This is a genomic window from Paractinoplanes durhamensis (genome assembly GCF_016862175.1).
GTDB classification, from domain to species: Bacteria; Actinomycetota; Actinomycetes; order Mycobacteriales; family Micromonosporaceae; genus Actinoplanes; species Actinoplanes durhamensis.
The window spans coordinates 92,361-113,711 of sequence record NZ_BOML01000070.1 but is presented as its reverse complement, the minus strand read 5'-3'; the positions used below and the strand labels follow the sequence as shown (position 1 = coordinate 113,711).

The 21,351-nt window shown below is 69.2% G+C and carries 19 protein-coding genes; 14 read left to right on the top strand and 5 right to left on the bottom strand.

Annotated elements, in window-relative coordinates; genetic code table 11:
* The first annotated feature begins 207 nt into the window (after window positions 1–207).
* From Adu01nite_RS41140 to Adu01nite_RS41100, 9 genes are all read left to right on the top strand, one after another.
* Window positions 208–939, top strand: coding sequence for an IclR family transcriptional regulator (locus tag Adu01nite_RS41140; RefSeq protein ID WP_203734780.1), 732 nt, complete (start codon window positions 208–210; stop codon window positions 937–939).
* Between the two features lie 67 nt (window positions 940–1,006).
* Window positions 1,007–2,059, top strand: a complete 1,053-nt coding sequence (locus Adu01nite_RS41135) for an extracellular solute-binding protein (RefSeq protein WP_203734779.1) — start codon at window positions 1,007–1,009, stop codon at window positions 2,057–2,059.
* Between the two features lie 2 nt (window positions 2,060–2,061).
* Window positions 2,062–3,738: an ABC transporter permease subunit gene (locus tag Adu01nite_RS41130; protein WP_203734778.1), complete on the top strand. Its 1,677-nt coding sequence runs from the start codon at window positions 2,062–2,064 to the stop codon at window positions 3,736–3,738.
* The gene (locus Adu01nite_RS41125) at window positions 3,735–4,805 is read left to right on the top strand and encodes an ABC transporter ATP-binding protein (RefSeq protein ID WP_203734777.1); all 1,071 of its coding nucleotides are present in this window, start codon (window positions 3,735–3,737) and stop codon (window positions 4,803–4,805) included. The genes Adu01nite_RS41130 and Adu01nite_RS41125 overlap by 4 nt, the downstream gene beginning before the upstream one ends.
* A gap of 20 nt (window positions 4,806–4,825) precedes the next feature.
* Window positions 4,826–5,767, top strand: coding sequence for a DUF6282 family protein (locus Adu01nite_RS41120; protein WP_203734776.1), 942 nt, complete (start codon window positions 4,826–4,828; stop codon window positions 5,765–5,767).
* The gene (locus tag Adu01nite_RS41115) at window positions 5,764–6,651 is read left to right on the top strand and encodes an NAD(P)-dependent oxidoreductase (protein WP_203734775.1); all 888 of its coding nucleotides are present in this window, start codon (window positions 5,764–5,766) and stop codon (window positions 6,649–6,651) included. Before Adu01nite_RS41120 ends, Adu01nite_RS41115 begins: the two co-directional genes overlap by 4 nt.
* On the top strand, window positions 6,648–7,004 hold the full coding sequence (locus tag Adu01nite_RS41110) for a cupin domain-containing protein (protein ID WP_203734774.1): 357 nt from the start codon (window positions 6,648–6,650) through the stop codon (window positions 7,002–7,004). Before Adu01nite_RS41115 ends, Adu01nite_RS41110 begins: the two co-directional genes overlap by 4 nt.
* Complete coding sequence (locus Adu01nite_RS41105; RefSeq protein WP_239133099.1) at window positions 6,893–7,966, top strand: NAD(P)-dependent oxidoreductase; 1,074 nt, start codon at window positions 6,893–6,895, stop codon at window positions 7,964–7,966. The genes Adu01nite_RS41110 and Adu01nite_RS41105 overlap by 112 nt, the downstream gene beginning before the upstream one ends.
* The gene (locus Adu01nite_RS41100) at window positions 7,963–8,703 is read left to right on the top strand and encodes a carboxymuconolactone decarboxylase family protein (protein ID WP_203734773.1); all 741 of its coding nucleotides are present in this window, start codon (window positions 7,963–7,965) and stop codon (window positions 8,701–8,703) included. Before Adu01nite_RS41105 ends, Adu01nite_RS41100 begins: the two co-directional genes overlap by 4 nt.
* A gap of 1,666 nt (window positions 8,704–10,369) precedes the next feature.
* Here the strand turns inward: Adu01nite_RS41100 and Adu01nite_RS41095 are convergent.
* From Adu01nite_RS41095 to Adu01nite_RS41085, 3 genes are read right to left on the bottom strand one after another with little or no spacing between them, the layout of a single operon-like run.
* Window positions 10,370–10,873: a GNAT family N-acetyltransferase gene (locus tag Adu01nite_RS41095; RefSeq protein WP_203734772.1), complete on the bottom strand. Its 504-nt coding sequence runs from the start codon at window positions 10,871–10,873 to the stop codon at window positions 10,370–10,372.
* Window positions 10,874–10,899: 26 nt separating this feature from the next.
* Complete coding sequence (locus Adu01nite_RS41090) at window positions 10,900–11,676, bottom strand: N-acyl homoserine lactonase family protein (RefSeq protein WP_203734771.1); 777 nt, start codon at window positions 11,674–11,676, stop codon at window positions 10,900–10,902.
* Window positions 11,663–12,394, bottom strand: coding sequence for an SDR family NAD(P)-dependent oxidoreductase (locus Adu01nite_RS41085; protein ID WP_203734770.1), 732 nt, complete (start codon window positions 12,392–12,394; stop codon window positions 11,663–11,665). The genes Adu01nite_RS41090 and Adu01nite_RS41085 overlap by 14 nt, the downstream gene beginning before the upstream one ends.
* A 214-nt stretch (window positions 12,395–12,608) precedes the next feature.
* Between Adu01nite_RS41085 and Adu01nite_RS41080 the strand changes: the two genes are divergently transcribed.
* The 5 genes from Adu01nite_RS41080 to Adu01nite_RS41060 are packed head-to-tail and all read left to right on the top strand — an operon-like array spanning window position 12,609 to window position 18,606.
* Entirely contained in the window at window positions 12,609–13,853 is a 1,245-nt protein-coding gene (locus tag Adu01nite_RS41080; RefSeq protein ID WP_203734769.1) for a sugar ABC transporter substrate-binding protein, read from the top strand.
* Entirely contained in the window at window positions 13,850–14,749 is a 900-nt protein-coding gene (locus Adu01nite_RS41075) for a carbohydrate ABC transporter permease (RefSeq protein WP_239133098.1), read from the top strand. Before Adu01nite_RS41080 ends, Adu01nite_RS41075 begins: the two co-directional genes overlap by 4 nt.
* Complete coding sequence (locus Adu01nite_RS41070) at window positions 14,739–15,548, top strand: carbohydrate ABC transporter permease (protein WP_203734768.1); 810 nt, start codon at window positions 14,739–14,741, stop codon at window positions 15,546–15,548. Before Adu01nite_RS41075 ends, Adu01nite_RS41070 begins: the two co-directional genes overlap by 11 nt.
* Window positions 15,549–15,556: 8 nt before the next feature.
* On the top strand, window positions 15,557–16,864 hold the full coding sequence (locus Adu01nite_RS41065) for a family 1 glycosylhydrolase (protein WP_203734767.1): 1,308 nt from the start codon (window positions 15,557–15,559) through the stop codon (window positions 16,862–16,864).
* Window positions 16,861–18,606, top strand: a complete 1,746-nt coding sequence (locus tag Adu01nite_RS41060; protein ID WP_239133097.1) for a glycoside hydrolase family 2 protein — start codon at window positions 16,861–16,863, stop codon at window positions 18,604–18,606. The genes Adu01nite_RS41065 and Adu01nite_RS41060 overlap by 4 nt, the downstream gene beginning before the upstream one ends.
* 72 nt (window positions 18,607–18,678) lie before the next feature.
* On the opposite strand, the gene Adu01nite_RS41055 is transcribed toward Adu01nite_RS41060, so the two are convergent.
* Together Adu01nite_RS41055 and Adu01nite_RS41050 are read right to left on the bottom strand one after the other, a co-directional pair.
* Window positions 18,679–19,710, bottom strand: a complete 1,032-nt coding sequence (locus tag Adu01nite_RS41055; protein ID WP_203734766.1) for a LacI family DNA-binding transcriptional regulator — start codon at window positions 19,708–19,710, stop codon at window positions 18,679–18,681.
* Window positions 19,711–19,758: 48 nt separating this feature from the next.
* On the bottom strand, window positions 19,759–21,351 hold the full coding sequence (locus Adu01nite_RS41050; protein WP_203734765.1) for a GMC oxidoreductase: 1,593 nt from the start codon (window positions 21,349–21,351) through the stop codon (window positions 19,759–19,761).

Below are 21,351 nucleotides of genomic sequence, written 5' to 3'. Positions count from 1 at the left end.
GACTCGAAAGATTGTCGGGCAATCATACAATCATGCCATCACCTGGGAACCCCTGACCACCCTGGACATTTAACTTCCGGGAAGTCTCATCGAAATCGAGTTCACCTCTTGACAGGCGTCGGGATGGATCACCTACATTCCTCGGTACCGGATAGCCGGATGACCACCCCGCATTGCGGGACGGCCCCGAAACCTCAGGAGGCACCGATGGAGATCGCCAGCGGAGACCTTCAGGTGGTGGCGCGGGTCGTCCAGCTGCTGCGGCTGCTCGCCGCGCACGACACCATCGACCTGGTGTCGGCGGCGGAGGAGCTGGGCGTCGGCAAGTCGACCGCCCACCGCTACCTGGCGTCGATGGAGAACCACGGCCTCCTGCAGCGCCGCGACCGTAACCGCTACGAGTTCGGCGTCCTGCTCGCCGAGCTCGGCACCATGGCCCTGTCCCGGCTCGGGGTTCTCGACCTGGCCCGCCCGGTCATGGAGGAGATCAGCGTGAGCATGCGCCACACGGTGGTGCTCAGCGTCTGGAACGGCCACAGCCCCGTGGTGGCGCAGGTCCGCGAGGATTCGAGCCGCACCGCGCACGTCTCGATCGCGGTCGGCAGCCTGCTCGGGCCGGACGCCGCGCAGACGGTTGTCTTCTGGGCCTACCGCAACAGGTCGTACTACCGGTTCCGCGAGGGGGCGCCGCCGGTGAACGCGACCGAGGCGGAGCTCGAGGAGGCGCGCCGCACGGGCATCGTGGTCCGGGTCAGTCAGGCCAACGGCGTCAGCGCCGTGGCGACCCCGGTCCTCGATCCGTCCGGCCGGCTCGTGGCGACGCTGGCCGTGGTCGGCATCGCCCAATTCGTACCCGAGGAAATCGACAGCGCGGTGGCGCGCGCCCTCCTGCAAGGCGCCGAACGGATCAGCCGCCGCATGGTCAGCCCGACGGACTGACATATCAAGCCGACGAGGGCCGGGGGTCCCGGCCCTGGATCACCGTGAGCCGGAAAAGGCGATGACAATGAGGACACACCGCTTCCTGACCTTGATAACGGCAAGCACCCTTCTCCTGGCGGCCTGCGGCGTGGGCGGCGACTCCGGCGACAGCGGGTCGGCGAACAAGCTCACCTGGGCCAGCACCGGCGGTCAGTTCCAGGAGGACGAGAAGACCGCGCTCCAGGTGCCCTTCACCACGAAGACCGGCACCGTCTTCACCAACATCAGCCCGGCCGAGCAGTCCCAGGTCAAGACCATGGTGGCGGCCGGCAAGACGATCTGGGATCTGGCCAACATGAGCTGGATCTACGCCGGCGCCTACTGCGGCGAGCTGTTCGAGAAGCTCGACGACCCGGCGCTCGACCGCAGCAAATTCCCGCCGGGTACGACCGGTGACTGCTTCGTCCCCACCTACCGTTACGCCAACGTCTTCAGCTACAACGCCGACCTCTTCCCCGGCGCGAAACCGACCTCGATCAAGGACTTCTTCGACACCAAGAACTTCCCGGGCAAGCGGGTCGTCTACGACTACCCCAAGGCCGGGCTGTTCGAGGCCGCACTCGTCGCCGACGGGGTCCCGCCGGACCAGGTCTACCCGCTCGACCTCGACCGCGCGTTCAAGAAGATCGACACCATCAAGAGCTCGCTCGTCTTCGCCGCCAGCTACGGCCAGATCCAGCAGATGCTGGTGGACAAGCAGGCCGCGATGGTCATCACGGTCACCGCCCGGACCATCGTGTCGGCGCAGAGCGGCGCCAACCTGGTCCCCGTCTGGGACTTCAACACCACCGACATCGGCGCGCTGGTCATCCCGAAGGGCGCGCCGCACAAGGCGCTCGCCCAGCAGATGCTCGCGTTCGTCACCGAGCCGGCCCAGTCGGTCGCCTACGCCAAGCTCACCGGCACCGCGCCGAGCCGGCCCGACATCGACCTGAACACGGTCGGCTACTCCGACATCCAGAAGAAGTTCAACGCGTTCCTGCCCGACCGCGGCAAGACCATCGAGCAGGACAAGCAGTGGTGGATCGCGAACACCGACGCGCTGACCAAGCGCTGGACGAGCTGGAAGGTCGGCTGACGATGGCCGCGCCGACCATCACGCGCGAGGCGCCCCCGCGGCGGGTGCCGGCCCGCCGCACCCGGCCCGGGTGGCTGCTCCTGCTGCCGGCCCTGGTCGCGCTGGTCATCCTGTTCGTCGTCCCGCTGGTGAACGTGGTCGTCGACAGCTTCACCGAGCCGTCGGCCGGGCTGGGCAACTACACCTCGCTGTTCACCGACGGCTACACGCTGAAGGTGCTCGGCCGCACGCTGGTCGTCGCATTCACCGTCGCGGTCGTCGGCGGGCTGCTGGCCTTCCCCTACGCGTACGCGATGACGCTGGCCGGCCCGATGATGCGCGCGGTACTGGTGACCGTGGTGCTCGTCCCGTTCTGGACGAGCATGCTGGCCCGCAACTTCGCCTGGCTGGTCCTCATGCAGGACGGCGGCGTGGTGCAGGACATCCTGCGGTTCCTCGGCTTCGGCAACGTCACCCTGCTCGGCACCACCCTCGCCGTCGGCATCTCGATGACCCAGGTGCTGCTGCCGTTCCTGGTGCTGCCCATGTACACCGCGATGGAGCAGATCGACGGCCGGCTGGTCGCGGCCGGGCAGAGCCTCGGCGCCCCGAAATACCGCGCGTTCCGCCGGGTCTACCTGCCACTGGCCCGCCCGGGTGTGCTGGCCGGCATGTCGCTGGCGTTCGTGCTCGCGCTCGGCTTCTACGTGACGCCGGCGCTGCTCGGCTCCACCCGCAACGCGATGATCGCCCAGGTCATCAACGTACGGACCAAGGAGCTGCTGGACTTCGGCGGCGCCGGCGCGATGGGCATGTTCCTGTTCGTGGTGACGCTCGTCGTGCTCGGCCTGAGCCGGCGGATGGCCGGCGCGGTGACCGGCCTGGTGGCGCCGGCCAGGTCGGAGAAGGCTTCCGAGGTACGCCCGTGGCTGCGCATCTACACCACGGTCGTCGGGTTCCTCCTGGTCGCGCCGACCCTGGTGGTCATCCCGATGAGCTTCTCGTCGACCCAGACGTTCCGCTTCCCGCCGCAGGGCTGGTCGCTGCGCTGGTACCACGAGCTGTTCACCTCGCCGGAGTGGGTCGCGTCGATCCTCAACTCGCTGCAGGTCGGCTTCTTCACCGCGCTGCTGGCCACCCTGCTCGGCACGGCGGCCGCGTTCGGCCTGGCCCGGCTGAGCTCGCGATGGCGCGGCCCGGTCAACGGCTTCCTGCTCTCCCCCATGATCGTCCCGCACATCCTGGTCGCGCTGGCGGTCTTCTCGGTCGCGCTGCGGCTCGGCCTCAACGGCACGCTGATCGGGATCATCCTGGCGCACACCGCGCTGGCCGTGCCGTTCGTGGTGATCGCGGTGACCGCCCGGCTGCAGGGCATGGACGGCCGCCTCACCGGGGTGGCGGCGAGCCTCGGCGCGCACCCGGTCAACGCGTTCCGCCGGGTGACCCTGCCGCTGGTCCTGCCGGGCATCCTGTCCGGCGCCGTGCTGGCGTTCGTGACGTCGCTGGACGAGGTGGTCATCGCCCTGTTCCTGCAGGCGCCGGGCGCGATCACGCTGCCGGTGCAGATGTTCAACAGCGTCACCGTCCAGATCGACCCGACCATCTCGGCCGCGTCGAGCCTGATGGTCGTCCTGGTCAGCGTTCCCATCCTGTTCGCCCAGATCGCCGGCGCGCGGCGCGGAAACCGAGGCAAGCGATGAACTCCCCGAAGACCGGCGGCCGGCTCGACCTGAGCGGTCTCGTCAAGCGGTACGGCAACGCCGAGCCGCCGGCCGTCGACCACATCGACCTCGCCATCGAGCCGGGCGAGTTCATCACGCTGCTCGGCCCGAGCGGCTCCGGCAAGACCACGACGCTCAACATGATCGTCGGGTTCACCGAGCCCACCGCCGGCCGGATCGAGCTGAACGGCACCGACATCACCCGGATGCCACCGCACCGGCGCAACTTCGGCATGGTGTTCCAGAACTACGCGCTGTTCCCGCACCTCACGGTCGCGCAGAACATCGCGTTCCCGCTGCGCGAACGCAAGGTCCCGGCCACCGAGTCGGCCACGCTGGTCGGCAACGCCCTGGAGCTGGTCGACCTGGCCGGGATGGGCAACCGCCGGCCGCACGAGCTCTCCGGCGGGCAGCAGCAGCGGGTGGCGCTGGCCCGGGCGGTGGTCTTCGCGCCCAGCGTGCTGCTGCTCGACGAGCCGCTCAGCGCGCTCGACCGCAAGCTGCGGCAGTCGTTGCAGCGCGAGATCAAGCGACTCCACCAGGAGCTGGGCCTGACCTTCGTCTTCGTCACGCACGACCAGGACGAGGCGATGACGCTCTCCGACCGGATCGCCATCTTCAACCACGGCAAGATCGTCGCGCTCGGCACGCCGACCGATCTCTACCACCGGCCCACCACGTCATTCGTGGCGAAATTCCTCGGCGAGTCGAACGTCTTCGCCGGCAAGCGTCTCGGCAATGACGTCTACGCCTGGCACGACCGCAAGTGGGCCGGCGTCTTCCCGGACGACGGCCACCTGATCGTGCGGCCGGAACGCCTCGTGATCGCCGGGGACGAGCAGTCCGTGCCGACCGGCCACAACACCGCCCCGGCCGAAGTCACCGACGTGTCCTTCTACGGCACGTTCCACCGGATCGAACTCGCGTTCGGCGACGGCGCGGCCGGTTGCGCCGTGCTGCCGGTCGGCGCACCGGCGTCCCTCGCACCAGGGTCCCGGGTCGTCACGCACTGGCGTCCCGAGGACCAGGTTCTGGTCGCCGAGTAAAACCCCCTGAGGAGATCAGCGTGACCACCGTCGACTACCCGTTCAACCCGTCCGCCGACGAGGACCGTCTCGTTCCCGACCCGGAGGCCGATGCCCTGCTGGTCGGCGCGGTCGACCTGCACCAGCACCCCGGGCCCAGCCCGTTCCCGCGGCGGATGAGCATCCTCGACGCCGCCCGGGACGCGTCCGACTTCGGCTTCCGGGCCATCGTCGCCAAATCCCACCACCACAGCATGGTCACCGACATCCTCGCCCTGCGCTCGGCCGGTCTCGAAGGGCTTTCCACCGAGGTGTACGGCGGGATCGCCCTCAACCGCACGGTCGGCGGCCTCAACCCGTACGCGGTGGAGCTTGCTCTGCGGATGGGTGGCCGGATGGTCTGGTTCCCGACGCTCTCCTCGGCCGCGCACGTCAGCCACCACGAGAACCACGACACCGGCTTCCCGACCCCCGAGGTCGACCTGCGCCCCAACGAGATCATCACGATCCTCGACGAGGACGGCGCCGTGCTCCCTTCGGTGCGTGACATCCTTTCGGTGATCGCCGCCGAAGATGCCGTGCTGACGTGTGGGCACCTCGGCATAACCGAGTCATCCGCCCTGATCAGCGCCGCGCGCGAAGCCGGCGTAAACCGAATCGTGGTTAACCACCCGGTCTTCGTGGTCGGCGCCTCGGTCGAACAGGCCGTCGCGTGGGCCCGCCAGGGCGTGTTCATCGAGCACTGCGCGATCATGTACTTCGGCCGGCCCGAACGCCGGCGCGATCTCGGTGAGCTGCTGACGTTCATCAAGGAGGTCGGCATCGGGCAGACGATCATCTCGTCCGACTCCGGCCAGAAGACCAACCCGCTGCCGGTCACCCTCTACCGCCGCGCGGCCCGCGGGCTGCTCGACGCCGGCCTGCCCGAACCCGACATCCGGCAGCTGTTCGGCCTCAACGCCGAAGGGCTCCTCCTGAAATGAGGATCGGCTTCGCGGGACTCGGCAACATGGGCGGCCGGATGTCCGCCTGCATCGTGCGGGCCGGCCATCCGGTGCTCGGCTACGACCTCGCCGCGGAGAACGTCGCCGCCGCCGGGGCGAAGGCGGCCGGCTCGATCGGCGAGGTGGCCGCCGGCAGCGACATCGTCCTGCTGTCCCTGCCCGACAGCCACGTCGTCGAGTCGGTGGTGCTCGGCGACGACGGGGTGCTCGCACACGCCCGGCCCGGCCAGATCGTGGTCGACCTGTCCACCGCCGCCCCCGACTCGACAACCCGGCTGCACGCGCTGCTCGCCGCGCGCGGGGCGTCCTACCTGGACGCCGGCATCTCCGGCGGCGCCGCGGCGGCCGAGAAGGGCGCGCTCACCCTGATGGTCGGCGGCGACCTCGACGCGCTCGACCAGGCCCGGCCGGTGCTCGACCTGGTCGCCGCGCAGATCTTCCACTGCGGCCCGAGCGGGGCCGGGCACACGGTGAAGCTGCTCAACAACTTCCTCAATGCGACCGCGCTGGCCGCCACCGCCGAGGTGATGGTGGCGGGCCGCAAGGCCGGGATCGACCTCGACGTGCTGCTGGCCGTGCTCAACGCGAGCTCCGGCGTCAACTTCGCCACCCTCAACCGCTTCCCGAAGATCGTGCACGGCGACTACCTCAAGGGCGGGCTCACCAACAGCCTGATGCTCAAGGACGTCAACCTCTACGTCGCGCTGGCGGCGAAGCTCGGCGTCGCGAGCCTCAACGCGGCCGGCCCGGTGGCCAGCTTCGGCATGGCGCGGGCGCTCGGCTACGCCGACGAGATCAGCAACACCGTCGTCGACGCCATCGGGGACCTCTCCGGCGGCGTACGCCTGCAGGAGAACTCATGAAGATCGCGCGCGGGCACGGCCCGTCCGAGCAGCGGCCGTCCACGGTGACCGGCGAGGCGTGGTTCACCCCCGTGCTGCCGGCCACCGACGGAACCACCATCACCACGGTGTTCTTCACGCCCGGCGCCCGTACTTTCTGGCACACCCACGACTACGGCCAGATCCTGCAGGTGCTGACCGGCCGCGGCCTGATCTGCACCGCCGGCCAGGACCCACGCGAGATCACCGCCGGCGACACGGTGTGGGTACCGCCCGGCGAGAAGCACTGGCACGGCGCCACCGCCGACTCCACCATGTCGCACACCGCCATCTCCCTCGGCAAGACCCGCTGGGCCGAGGAGGTGACCGAATGACGGTCGCCTTCATCGGCCTCGGCAACATGGGCGGCCCGATGTCGGCACGCTTGATCGAGGCCGGCCACCGGGTGCAGGGCTTCGACGTAGCCGAGCCGCCCCGCCGGGCATTGACCGAAGCCGGCGGCATCGCCACCACCAGCATCCCCGAGGCGATCCGCGACGCCGACGTCATCATCCTGATGCTCCCGAACTCCGACATAGTCGAGGCAACAGCCGAAGAGATCATGGCGGCAGTCACCAGCAACGCTGCGCCCGCAGCCATCCGCGACGCCGCGCACGCCTCCCCCCGCGACGCTGCGGAGGCGAACGCCGGCGCCATCCACGAGGCTGGGGTCCGCGACCGAACCGGCGCGATCGTCGTCGACATGAGCTCGTCGGAGCCGCTTCGCACGCGGGCGCTCGCGGCCGCCCTGAAAGCGCGCGGCCTCACGCTTGTCGACGCGCCGGTCTCCGGCGGCGTCGCCCGGGCTCGCACCGGAAAGCTGACGATCATGACCGGCGGCGACTCGGCCGACCTCGACCGCGTCGAACCGGTCCTGTCGATCCTCGGCACGACGACCCGGGCCGGCACGGTCGGCAGCGGCCACGCCGTCAAAGCTCTGAACAACCTGATGTCCGCCACCCACCTGCTGGTCACGAGCGAGGCGATGCTGGCCGGCGAGCGTTTCGGCCTCGACCCCGAGGTCATGCTGGCGATCTTCAACGGTTCCAGCGGCCGCAGCGGCTCCACCGAGAACAAATGGCCCAACTTCGTGCTGCCCGGCACCTTCGACTCGGGCTTCGGCCTACGCCTGATGCTCAAGGACATGCGGATAGCCGTCGACCTGGCCGCCGAGGTAGGCACCCCCGATCCCCTGGGCCAGGCGGCCGCCGATCTGTGGTCCCTGGCCGCCACCGCCTTGGCTCCCACCGCCGACCACACCGAAATAGTGAACTGGCTGCGAAAGGCACCACGATGACCCCGGAAGAGATCAAAGACGAGTTCATCCGGGTACGGGGTACCTGGAGCGCCACGTGGGACGCCGTACTCCAGTTGGATCCCGATTTCCTCCTGGCCTACCTGAATTTCTCCGCCGTGCCATGGCGCCACGGCGTGCTGGACCCAAAGGTCAAAGAACTCATCTACATAGCGATAGACGCGAATGCCACCCACATGTACCTGCCCGGAGTCCGCCAGCACATCCAGGCCGCCCTGAAATTGGGCGTAACTCCACAGGAGATCATGGAGGTCCTGGAGCTGACCGCCACCCTGGGCATCCACGCCATGAACCTAGGCGTGCCGATCCTGGTGGAGGTCCTGGAGGAAAAAGGCCTGCGAACCGCCCCCACTCCGCTGACTCCGGAGCAGGAGAAAATCAAGACCGAGTTCGAGAGTACGCGCGGCTATTGGCACCCGTTCTGGGACGAGATCCTGGAACTGGATCCGGAGCTGTTCGCCGCATACACCGAATTCTCGTCCGTGCCATGGCGCACCGGCACCCTGGAACCAAAAATCAAGGAATTCGTCTACATAGCCTTCGACACGGCCGCGACCCACCTGTACACAAAGGGCCTGAAACTGCACATCGAAAACGCCATAGAATACGGCGCAACCGCCCGCGAAATCCTGGAGGTAATGGAGATAGCCTCAGTGCTGGGCATCCACGCGGTAACCGCCTCCGCCCCGATCCTCCTCGAAGAGATGGACCGACGGTAGACCCGCAGCCCGCAGCCCAGAGACTCCCCAGCCACGCATCCGGCAATGATCTGCACAAGGAACTCAGCCTCGACCCGTCCCCGTCCCCGTCCCCGCCCACGCCCCCGGCCGCGGGTGTGCGTGTGCGTGTGCGTGATGGACGTCGGCGCAGCCGGCAATCGCGGCAGAAACCACGGAGAACATCGCCCCTGACCCACTCCGCGCCGCCGTAATTAACAATATTCTTAAAAGATTTCCGAACGCCATAGCCTTGATGCGAAGAAATCCAGAAGCGCGAGCCGCTACAAAAGTTGCCTGGCCGACACCTCCACCTTGAGCCAATTTTGGCATGATCTACGAAAATCCGGGGGCAGATTTCCGAGCGGTTTGGCGAGATAATATTCGCATGCGGCAGACGTCATTGTTCTCACGATCGGAAATCGCGGCGATGCGTGACCCGACCGCGTCGAGAAACTATTCTCCGATAGCCGAGGAGTTCCGCCGCGAGCATCAACGCCACCGCGATTGGGGCAAGGCCCATCGACACGAGCAGAGGCAGTGGCGGGTGGAAGCCGGTTCGCGCGATCCGAGTCGGGCCCCGGTGATCGACGAAAGCCGAAACGGCCTGAACCAGACCCGCCCACCGACCCGCACCACCCAACCGCCCAGGGCAGGCACCCACTCCACCCAACCGCCCAGGGCAGGCACCCACTCCGCCCAACCGTCCACCACGGACGCTGCCCCCTCCAAGCAGCCCGCCGGCATCGCCCCCGCCCCGGCCAGAGCAAAGGTGCAGGCAGCCCCCGACTCCCACAGGGCAGCACGACCCAGCGAAACAACCAACCGGAATCAGAATCGCCGCCCACCCTCCGGTCCAGCCGTGCCCGGACCAAGTCCGGCCAGACCAGGCACAGCCAGACCACGCGCAGCCAGACCAGCCGCGGCCCGACCGATCCCGTTCCGAACAGGCGCACCCGAACCAAGCCCATCCGGTTCAGGCACGGCCGAACCAAGCCCATCCGGACCAAGCGCGGCCAGACCAAACGCGCCCGAACCAAGCCTGTCCGGACCGAGCGCGACCAGACCAAGCGCGGTCCAATCAGGCGCGCGCACTCGCCACTGCCAGACCACGCGCGCCCGAACCAAGCCCGTCCGGACCAAGCGCGACCAGAACAAACGCGGCCGCACCCGCCGCTGCCGCACCAAGCGCGGCCAGACCAAGCCCATCCGGACCAAGCCCATCCGGACCAGGCGCGGCCAGACCAAGCGCGGCCGCACCAGCCGCTGCCGAACCAAGCGCAGCCAGACCAAGCCCATCCGGACCAAGCGCGGCCAGACCAAGCGCGGCCAGACCAAGCGCGGCCGCACCAGCCGCTGCCGAACCAAGCGCAGCCAGACCAAGCTGCCTGCACCGGGGGGCGCGGGCCAGCCCTAAGGCCGCGGCCGGGTCGAGTGCAGGCGCCATATCTGGGTCGCGCGCATCTGCATCACGCGCGGCGGGCGGGCTTCGTGGGCCGGCGCCGGAGGTGTTCGGCGGCCGCCCGGCAGGGCCGGCTGCGGCGACAGGCGGCGACGGGGCGGCGACGGGCGAGGGATTCGGTCTGCGCTACCGATTTGGACTTGAGCGTGGCCTGTTCGTCGGCGTCGGTGGGTGCGGGCGCTCGTCGGCGTCGGCTTCTCCGCGCCGCTATGTGGGCGGACGGCGAAGGTCGCGCTGGTACCAACTGCCTGGCTTGCCGCCGAGTTGGGCCGGGTCGGCCGGGCCGGTCGGGACGAAGCCGGCCTTGGTCAGCACCTTCTGGGACGCGACGTTCTGGGTGGCGGAGGCGGCTCGCAGCGTGTGCAGTCCGTACTGGACCGGGGCCAAGCGGCACAGTTCGAGAACCGTGGCGGTTGCCAGGCCTCGGCCGGCGGCCTGCTGGGCTACCCGGTAGCCGAGTACTGCGGTCTGGTTCTCGATGTCGATCAGGTTGAAACGGCCCAGCACCGTGCCGTCCTCGGTGACCAGCACGTGGAAGGCGCAGGTGCCGGCCTCCTGTTCGGCCAGCAGCGCCGCGTGGCGTTCGGTGAACTCGGTGAAGAAGTCGTCGCCGCGGTCGGAGATCGAGGCGGCGAAGTAGGCGCGGTTCGCCGTCTCGAAGGCCAGGACCGCCGGGGCATGATCGGCGTGCAGCCGCACCAGCTCGGGCATCACCCGACCATACCCACGCCGACGGGTCAGCCGATGGTGGCGGCCAGGCCGGCCAGCGGGCCGGTGACCGGGGTGAAGCGGGCCAGGGTGTCCGGGTCGTGGCCGGACACCAGGTGCCGCACCTCGCCGGACGCGACCATCGAGCGGATGCGCTCGAACCCCTCGTACATGTCGACCAGGGCGGACACCTGGCTGAACGGCATGCTCCGCTCGTACTCCTCGTAGTAGTGCACCGCGTCCGAGGCCAGCAGCACCGGGCCGGCCGCCGTGTCGACCAGCACCACGCTCTGGCCCGGCGTGTGCCCGCCCAGCTGGATCACCCGCACGCCGGGCGCCAGATCGAACTCGCCGGTGAAGGTCTGCAACCGGCGCTGCCGCAGGTGGTCGATCTCGTCGTCCTCCACCGAGTGGTGCAGCAGCACCCGATGCGCGTGCGGGCCGGTCCAGAAGTCGTACTCGGCGGCCGCGATGACCACGGGCGCGGACGGGAACAGGTCGAGGTTGCCGATGTGGTCGTAGTGGGCGTGGGTGACGACGATCGTCGGGTCGGTCACGCCCAGCGCCTCGAACGCGGCGGCCGGGTCGATCAGGGTGGTGCGCTGGCGGCGGGCGCCGCCGGCCGCCGAGAAGCCGGTGTCCACGACGATCGTGCGGTCGGCGTTGCGGACGACCCAGAAGAAGTAGTCCATGCCGATCGGGGCGTCCGGCTCGCCGTACAGGTGGTAGTTGAGGTAGACGTCGCTGCGCACCGTCTGCCGGGTGCCGTACTTGACGATCGTCACCTGATAGTCAGCGGGCGACATAGCCACCGTCCACGCTCAAGATCGTACCGGTGATGCCGGCCGACTCCGGTGCGGCCAGGAAGACGATCGCGCGCGCCACCTCGGCCGGCGTCGACATCCGCCCGATCGGATGGTTGCCCAGCGTCACCGCCAGACTGGCCGCCGGGTCCGGGTCGGCCGCGCGGGCCTCGTCCATGAATCCGGTGTCCACGGCGCCGGGGGCGACGGCATTGACGCGTACGCCGAGGGGTGCGCACTCGATCGCCAACTGCCGGGTCAGCTGGACGATCGCGCCCTTGGTCATCGCGTACACACTCTGGTTGGTCACCCCGACGAGCCCGGAGATCGACGCGGTGTTGACGATGCAACCGTGGCCGGCGATGAGGTGCGGCAGCGCCGCCCGGGTGAACCGGAACGCCGACCGCACGTTGATGCCGAACAGCAGGTCGAAGTCGTCGTCGCCGGTGTCCAGGATCGGCCGGCGCAGGAACCGCCCGGCGTTGTTGACCAGCAGGTCGAGCCGCCCGAACTCGTCGACCGCCCGGCCGATCACCGCGGCCGGCGCATCGCCGGCGGTGACGTCGGCGACGACCGGCACCACCCACCCGGCCTCGGCCAGGTCGGCCACCCCCGGCGACACGTCGGCGGCGACGACCCGATATCCCCCGGCGCGCAGCCGGACCACCACCTCGCGCCCGATACCGCGCGCCGCACCCGTGACCACCGCGACAAGATCCATGTGCAGGATTGTATGACAGTCGTACACAAATTTCGAGAACGTGTCACACCGCCGTAACAGACCCTTGATCAGCAGGGAACGGGCGCGTATGTTCCTGCTTAATCGATGAAGCAGGTCCCACCTGCAGATGTTCATTGACTTGGAACGCCGACATGAAGATCACCGACGTGCTGGGCTGTCACTCAGCCGGTCGGCTTGGAGTCGAAGGAGAGCCATGAGAAACAAGCGAGCCCTCGCCGCCCTGGCAAGCGTCGCCCTGACCGGGCTGCTGGTGAGCGGCTGCGGCAACAGCGACGACAGCTCGGCATCGGGACCGGTCGACCTGACCGTGTGGACCGGCTTCACCGGCGGTGACGCCCCCGGCTACGACGAGATCGTCGCGGACTTCAACGCGGCACACCCGGACATCAAGGTCACGATGACCAAGATGTCCTGGGACACCATTCAGCAGAAGCTACCGTCGGCCTGGGTCACCGGGCAGGGGCCGGACATCGCCGCCCCGTCGTCCGACCCGAACGCGATCGCGCAGTACGTCAAGACGAACTCGGTGCTGCCGATCACCAACACCGGCACCGGCGACGACAAGGTCAACACCGACCAGCTCGCGGCCGAGCTGGTCAAGGAGTTCACCTACAACGACAAGCTGTACGCGGTGCCGGCCAACTACGCGACGCTGAGCCTCTACTACAACAAGAAGCTGGTCAGCACGCCCCCGACCACGGTGGCCGAGCTCCAGGAGCAAGCGGCCAAGCTGACCACCGGCGGCAACTACGGCCTGGTGCTGGCGGACAACAACACCATCCAGATGTGGCCGATCCTGCAGTGGCTCAGCGGCGGCGACATCGTCGACAGCAACAACTGCAGCGTGGTCGGTACCCCGGCCGGCATCGCGAGCCTGCAGCCGTGGGTCGACCTGGTCAAGGACAAGAAGATCTCCCCGGTCGGGCTCAGCGGCGCCGAGGCCGACTCGCTCTTCTCGGCCGGCAAGGCGGCCATGGAGATCAACGGCCCGTGGGCCGCGGCCAGCTACAAGACCGCCGGTGTCGACTTCGGCCTGGCCACCGTGCCGACCGGCGCCGACGGTAAGTCGGTCACCCTCGGCTCGACCGCGCCGCTCGCGATCTCGGCCAAGACCAAGCACCCGCAGCAGGCGCAGCAGTTCCTCGCCTACTGGACCAGCCAGACCGCGCAGCTGAAGTTCTCCAAGAGCACCGGCTTCCCGCCGCTGCGTACCGACCTGAGCGACAACGCCGACCTCAAGGCCGACCCGACCGTGTCGGTGTTCGCGAGCCAGGTGTCCAACGCCCGCCTCTACCTGCCGCAGGTGCCGAACGCCACCAAGGTCGACACCGACGCGTACGTTCCGCTGATCCAGACGGCGACGCGGGACGGAGATGTCGCGGGCGCCGCCGCCACCGCCGCCAAGAAAATCAACGAACTTACTGGCTGTACGCAGTGACGACGCTCGCCGGCAAGGTCCCGGCCGCTCTTCGCGGCCGGGGCCCGGTGGGCTGGCTCTTCATGGCCCCGAGCCTGCTGATCCTCGGCGTGTTCGTGCTGTTCCCGATCGTCCGATCGCTCTGGTACAGCCTGCACCACTGGACCATCGGCGCGGCCGAGCAGCCGTGGTCCGGCCTGGACAACTACACCAAGCTGTTCGGCGACGAGCAGTTCCGGCGGGCGCTGGCCAACACCTTGATCATCACGGTCGCCTCCACCGCCGTACTCGTAGTAATCGGTCTTGGTCTGGCTTTGGCCCTGCAGTCGGAGAATGTCGTCAGCCGGGTGATCCGGTCGGTGTTCTTCTTCCCGACCGTCATCTCGCTGACCACCGTCGGCATGACCTGGCGCTTCCTGCTCGACCCGGACATCGGGCTGATCGGCGGCGTGACCAGGGCGCTCGGGCTGGAGCCGGTCAACTGGCTGCAGTCGACCGCGCTCGCGCTGCCCACGGTGATCTTCGTGAACGTCTGGAAGAACGCCGGCTTCGTGATGATCGTGCTGGTGGCCGGGCTCAAGGCCATCCCGGGTGAGCACTACGAGGCTGCGTCGCTGGACGGCGCGGGACGCCTGCAGACGCTGCGCTCGATCACCCTGCCGGCGCTGCGCCCGACGATGCTGTTCGTGACCTTCATGGTCACCGTGCAGTCGCTGCAGCTGTTCGACCTCGTCTACGTGATGACCAGCGGCGGACCGCTGGACCACACCGAAACGCTGGTCACCAAGCTCTACCGGGACGGGTTCGTCAACTACGAGACCGGGTACGCGGCGGCCACCTCCTGGGTGCTGTTCATCGTGGTCGTGCTGGTCTCCGCCCTGCAACTACGGATCTTCAGGTACAACGATGCTGACTAAATCGCTCAAGTGGATCTACGTCGGGATCGGCCTGCTGCTGGCGCTCGTGCCGATCATCTGGACGGTGGCCGGCTCGTTCCGCACCGAGGCGGACCTCTACGGGCACACCGCGAGCCTCATCCCGCACGAGTGGACCCTGCACGGCTACCAGGGTGTCTGGCAGCAGCTGCCGTTCCTGCGCCTGCTGCTCAACAGCGTGCTGTTCGCCGGGGCCACCACCGTGCTGACCCTGCTGTTCGACTCGATGTGCGCGTACGCCCTGGCCCGGCTGGAGTTCCGCGGCCGCACCGTGGCGTTCTGGCTGGTGCTGGTCACCCTGATGGTGCCGTTCCAGGTGACCCTCATCCCGGTCTTCATGGAGCTGTTCCACTTCGGCTGGCTCAACACCTACCAGGGCCTGATCCTCCCCCGCGCGACCAGCGCGTTCGGCATCTTCCTGTTCCGCCAGTTCTTCATGAGCATCCCGAAGGAGCTGGACGAGGCCGCCCGGATCGACGGCGCCGGGCACCTGCGCATCTATTGGCGGGTGATCCTGCCGCTGGCCAAGCCGGCGATCGCGACGGTCGCCCTGCTCAACTTCACCAACCTCTGGAACGACCTGATCTGGCCGCTCGTGGTGAGCACCGACAACACCATGCAGACCCTGCCGGCCGGTCTCGCGCTCTTCGCCGGACAGCACGTCACCGACCACGCGGTGCTGTTCGCGGGCGCCGTCATCTCCCTGCTACCGATCGCGGTCGTGTTCTTCCTGGCGCAGCGCTACTTCGTCGCCGGAATCTCGACCAGCGGCCTGAAATGAGCTCAGCAGTGCCATTCTTCTCCCCCGGCGATCTCCAGTGGCTGCTGGGCATCGAGGACACCTGCGTCTATCCACCGGCCGGCTCGGGCATGTCCCGGCTCGACGAGCACGCGCTGACCGGCCACGACGACCGGTGGCGCGACGACATGGCGGCGGCCGCCGAGTTCGGTGCCGGCGGCCTGCGGTACGGCGTCAGCTGGCCCCGGGTCTGCCCGGCGCCCGGCGTCTACGACTGGTCCGAGCTCGACGTACGACTGGAGTACGCGACCGCCGAGCTCGGCCTGACCGTCATCGCCGACCTGGTCCACTACGGCACGCCGACCTGGCTGGACGGCGCGTTCGCCGACCCGCGCTATCCGGCGGCGATCGCCGCGTTCGCGTCCGCGTTCGCGGCCCGCTACCGCGGTGTCGTCGACCACCTGACGCCGCTGAACGAGCCGCTGACCACCGCGTCGTTCTGCGGGCTGCGCGGCGTGTGGCCGCCCGCGCTGACCGGCTGGACCGGCTGGACCCGGGTGACCGTGTCGATCGTCGAGGGCATCCGGCAGACCATCGCCGGAGTGCGGGCGGCCAACCCGGACGCGGTGATCGTGCACGTCGAGGCGGCCAGCATGTATTCGTCCTCTTCCTCTTCCCCGTCCTCGCTGGCCGAGCACACCGCGCTGCTGGCCGGGATCGGGCATCTGCCGACCGACCTGCTGCTCGGCCGGGTCGACGCCGGTCATCCGCTCTTTCCGTGGCTGCTCGCCAACGGCGCATCCCCGGACGACCTCGACCGGTTTCTCGTGGACGTGCCGGTGATCGATGTCCTCGGCGTCAACTACTACCCCGACCTCACGCCGCGGGTGATCGAGGAGGTGGACGGTCAGATCCGGCAGGTCACCGAGAACCGGTGGGCCGAGGGACTGGAGTACGCGCTGCGGACCGCGCACGACCGGTACGGTCTGCCGATGGCGGTCACCGAGACCAGCATCGAGGGCGACGAGAGCACCCGCCGGCGGTGGGCCGAGGACTCGATCGCGGCCGTGCGCCGGCTGCGCGCCGAGGGCCTGGACATCCGCGGCTACACCTGGTGGCCGCTGCTCGACTTCGTCGACTGGTCGTTCGCCTCGGGCGGCCGCAACGTCGAGGAGTTCATGCTCGATCCGGGCAGCGGTGCGACGCCGACCGCCGAGGTTTACGCCGACGTCACCCAGGGCGTCACGCCGTTCCTACGCCGGATGGGACTGCTGCACGTCACCGAGACCGTGGACGGAGAACTGCTGCGGTCGGAGACCGAGGCCTCCACGGCGTACCGGAAGGAGACCAGCGCATGAGAGCCGCCCACCAGGACGATCCGACCCCTCGTCCGCAGCTGGTCCGTTCGCAGTGGGCCGACCTGTCGGGCGAATGGCGCTTCGGCTACGACCAGCCGGACTGGACGCGGACCATCACGGTGCCGTTCCCGCCCGAGTCGGCCGCGTCCGGCATCGGCGACACGGGGTTCCACGACGTCCTCTGGTACGAGCGCGACATCCCCTGGGCCACGATCGTCGCGGCCGGCTACGACCCTGGGCCGAGGCCCCGGCTGGTGGTGCGGTTCGGCGCGGTCGACTACCGCTGTTCGGTCTGGTTCAACGGCGCCAAGCTCGGCGACCACGAGGGCGGCCACACCCCGTTCGGCTTCGACGTGCAGGACCATGTAAAACCCGATCAAGATCAAGTTATTAGGGTACGGGCGGAGGACCGGGCCGCCGACGTCGGGCAGCCCCGCGGCAAACAGGACTGGCGGCGCGACGCCCACGTCATCTGGTACGACCGGACCTCCGGCATCTGGCAGCCGGTGTGGCTGGAGGCGACCCCCGCGGTGGCGGTGGAGAGCCTGCACTGGACGGCCGACCTGCCGGCCGCCACGGTGCGCGCCGAGATCGGCCTCAACCGGCCGCCGTCGCCGGGCACGGCGTGCGAGATCGAGCTGTGGCATGACGACCTGTCCCTGGGTTCGGTGCGGGTCCCGGTCACCGCTCAGCGCGCGGTCGCCACGATCACGCTGCCCGGCCAGGAGAACGGGCAGGCCTATGAGGAACTGCTCTGGTCGCCGGAGCGGCCGACGCTGATCGACGCGACGGTCCGGGTCGGCGGGGACGAGGTCGCCTCGTACCTCGGGCTGCGGTCCACGGCTGTGGGCGGAGGGCGGTTCCTGCTCAACGACCGGCCCTACTACCTGCGGTCGGTGCTCAGTCAGGGGTTCTGGCCGTCGTCGCACCTCGCTGCCCCGACCGCGGGGGCGCTCGAGGACGAGGTCCGGCTCATCCTCGGGCTCGGCTTCAACGCCGCCCGCGTACATCAGAAGGTCGAGGACCCCCGGTTCCTCTACTGGGCCGATCGTCTCGGCCTGATGGTGTGGGGTGAGGCGCCGGCCGCCTACGAGTTCTCCGCCACCGCCGTCGCCCGCACCACCCGCGAATGGCTGGAGGTGCTCGACCGGGACCGCTCGCACCCGTCGATCGTCACCTGGGTGCCGCACAACGAGAGCTGGGGCATCCAGCACGTCGCGCACGACCCGCGGCAGGCCGCCTTCGTCCGCGGGCTGTACGAGCTGACCCACGCCGTCGACGGCACCCGGCCGGTGATCGCCAACGACGGGTGGGAGCACGTGGGCTCCGACATCCTGTCCGTGCACGACTACGACGACGACCCGGCGGTGCTGCGGTCTCGCTACGGCCCGGGGGCCCGCGAACGGCTGGGCGAGGGGATCGGCCCGGCGGGGCGGCGGATGCGCGTACGCGATCCGATCGACGCTGACGCACCGCTGATGCTGACGGAGTTCGGCGGCATCAAGTTCGCGCCGGAAGGCGCGGGGTCCTGGGGTTACACGGCGGCCGCCTCGGCCGAGGATTTCGCGGAACGGCTGGCCGCGCTCTACACCGCGCTCCGGGCGTCGCCCGAGCTGGCCGGCACCTGTTATACCCAGCTCACCGACACCATGCAGGAAGCGAACGGCCTGGTCACCGCGGATCGGCAGCCCAAGCTGGACGCTTCGCTGATCCGGTCGATCGTTTCCATCGACGGCCGATGAGAGGGCAGTCGGTCTGCCATCTCATCGGCGCCAAAAGGCGATTGACCGCGGAGCGAAGCGGAGCCGGCCGGCTCAGCCGCAACCGCATGACTGACGGAAGCGGAAGCTGACCTCGGCGTCCCGGCGGGTCCACTCGGCGGGCTTGCCGTCGATGAGCTTCAGCAGCCGCTCGGTCGCCGTCGCGGCCATCTCCTCCGCCGGCACGCTCACGGTGGAGATGGCCGGGGTGGTCACCCGGGACAGTCCGAAGTCGTCGAAGCCGATCAGCGCGACATCCCCCGGCACCCGGCGGCCGCGCTCGCGCAGCGCGGTCAGCGCCCCGAAGGCCATGTCGTCGTTGGCCGCCACGATCCCGTCGAACCCGTCGGCCAGCCTGTCGACCAGCCGGTGCCCGCACTCCTCGCTGAAGTCACCCTCCAGGACGATCGCGTCGGCCCCGACGCCGGCGGCGGTGACCGCATCCAGGAAGCCGTCGCGCCGGTCGACGCCGGTCTGGTGGTCGAGCGGCCCGGTCAGGTGCAGCAGGCGGCGCCGGCCGTGCACCTCGATCAGGTGCTCGGTCGCGGCCCGCGAGGCCCGCCGGTCGTCGACGCCGATCGTGATCGCGTCGGTCAGCCGCGGGAAGTTGCCGATCAGCACCAGCGGAAGGCCGCTGGCCAGCAGCCGGTCGACCGTCTCGTCCTCGATCGCGGCGCTGGTCAGGATGGCCCCGTCGGCGCTGTTGGAGCGCATCACCCGCTCGTAGGCGGTGAGCCCGCGCGCGGTGTCGGCGTTGGTGGCGATCAGCACCTGGGTGTCGTGGTCGTTGGCCACCGAGGTGACGCCGCTGAGCACGTGCATGAAGTAGCTGTGCCCGAAGACGTGCCGCGAGGTGGTCGGGACGATCAGGGCGATCGCGCCGGCCCGCTGCTTGCGCAGGGCCCGCGCCGCCGAGCTGCCGACATAGCCGAGCTCGGCGGCGGCCTGCCGGACCGCCGCCTTGGTGGCCGGGCTGATCCGGTCGCTGTCGGCCAGCGCCATCGAGCACGCCGCCGGCGTGATGCCCACCCGGGCCGCGACGTCACGCAAGGTGACCCGCTTGCCCGTCGTGCTCTTGGCCGCCACGCCCACGCCTCCCCGCTTGATCGATTAATCGTAGCGGGGTGGCGGGCGTCAGATGTCCGTGGCCAGGATCTTCTCGATGTTGCGTTCGGCCAGGGCGGTGATCGTGACGAACGGGTTGACGCCGGTGCTGCCGGGGATCAGCGAGCCGTCCATCACGTACAGCCCGGGGTAGCCGGTCAGCCGGCCGTAGTTGTCGGTGGCCTGGTTGAGGATGCAGCCGCCGAGCGGGTGATAGGTGAGGTCGTCGCCCCAGACCTTGTTCGACCCGAACAGGTCGCTGCGGTAGACGGTGGCCTGGGCCGAATTGATCTTGTCGAAGACCCGCTTGGCCGCGTCGATGGCGGGCTGGTTCTGCGCCGTACGCCAGCTCAGATCCACCGCCCCGGTCGACGTGTTGAAAGTGAACGCGGCCCGGTTGGGGTTCTTGGTGATGGCCAGGTAGAGGCTGATCCACAGCTCGGTGCCGGCCGGGAACGGCGCGATCTCGGCGAAGACCGGTCCGGCCGTGTCGGCCCAATTGTCGATGCCCATGGCCGGCATCCCGGATTCGAGGGCGCCGGTGGTGTTCCAGATGTGCTGGGCCCGGGCGACCATCACGTTGCCGTTGTTGCCCCAGCCCTGACCGACCGCGGCCGGCAGGTCCGGCAGCTTCCCCTGGGCCCGCATCGCGACCAGCAGTTTGCTGGTGCCGACGCTGCCGGCCGCGAAGAACACCCGGTCGGCCCGGACCGTCTTGGTGGCAACCGTGGCGCCGCTGGTGTCGATCTGGTTCATCGTCACCGAGTAGCCGCCCGCCGCGGCCGGCGTGACCGCGGTGACCACGTGCTGGGCGGTGATCGACAGCCGGCCGGTGGCGGCCGCGGCGGCCAGGTAGGTCTTGTCCAGCGACCGCTTGCCGTAGTTGTTGCCGTAGATCACCTCGCTGGCCAGCGCCGACCGCGGAACCGTACTGGCCTGCTCCTGCTTCATGTACCCGAAGTCGTACACATTGTTGAGGAACGTCGTCGTATAGCCGGAGGCTTTGGCCTGGTCGCGGCTGACCCGGGCGAAGCGGTAGCAGTCGGCGGTCTCGAACCAGGCGGTGTCGATCGCGTTGACGCCGAGCCCGGCGTTGGCGCGCGGGAAGTACGTGTCGTACATCGAGGCGACGTCGACCGACGGCAGGATCTGGGCGAAGTAGTCGCGCTTGGGCACCACCGCCATGCCGCCGTTGACCAGCGAGCCGCCGCCGACGCCGCGGCCCTGGTAGACCCGGATGCCCGCGAACTTCTCCGAGTCCAGCACGCCGGTGTAGCGGGTGATCGACTTGTTGACGTTGATGCCGAGGAAGTAACCCACCGGCTGATCGGTGGTGGTGCGCAGCCAGTAGGAGCGCTGGTCGGGGTTGAGCATGTCGCAGAAGACCTTGCCGTCCGAGCCGGCGGTGGTCCAGGCCATCCCCATCTCGACCATGGCGGTGGCGATCCCGGCCTGGGTCAGGCGCAGCGCGGTGACCGCGCCGCCGTAGCCGGTGCCGATGACGAGCGCGGGGACGTGGTCGCCGTCGGACAGCGCGGCCCCGGCGGCGGAGGCCCGGGCGAGCAGGGCGGCGGCGGGGACGCCGAGCACGGCGGCCCGCAGGACGGTACGGCGTCGGGTCAT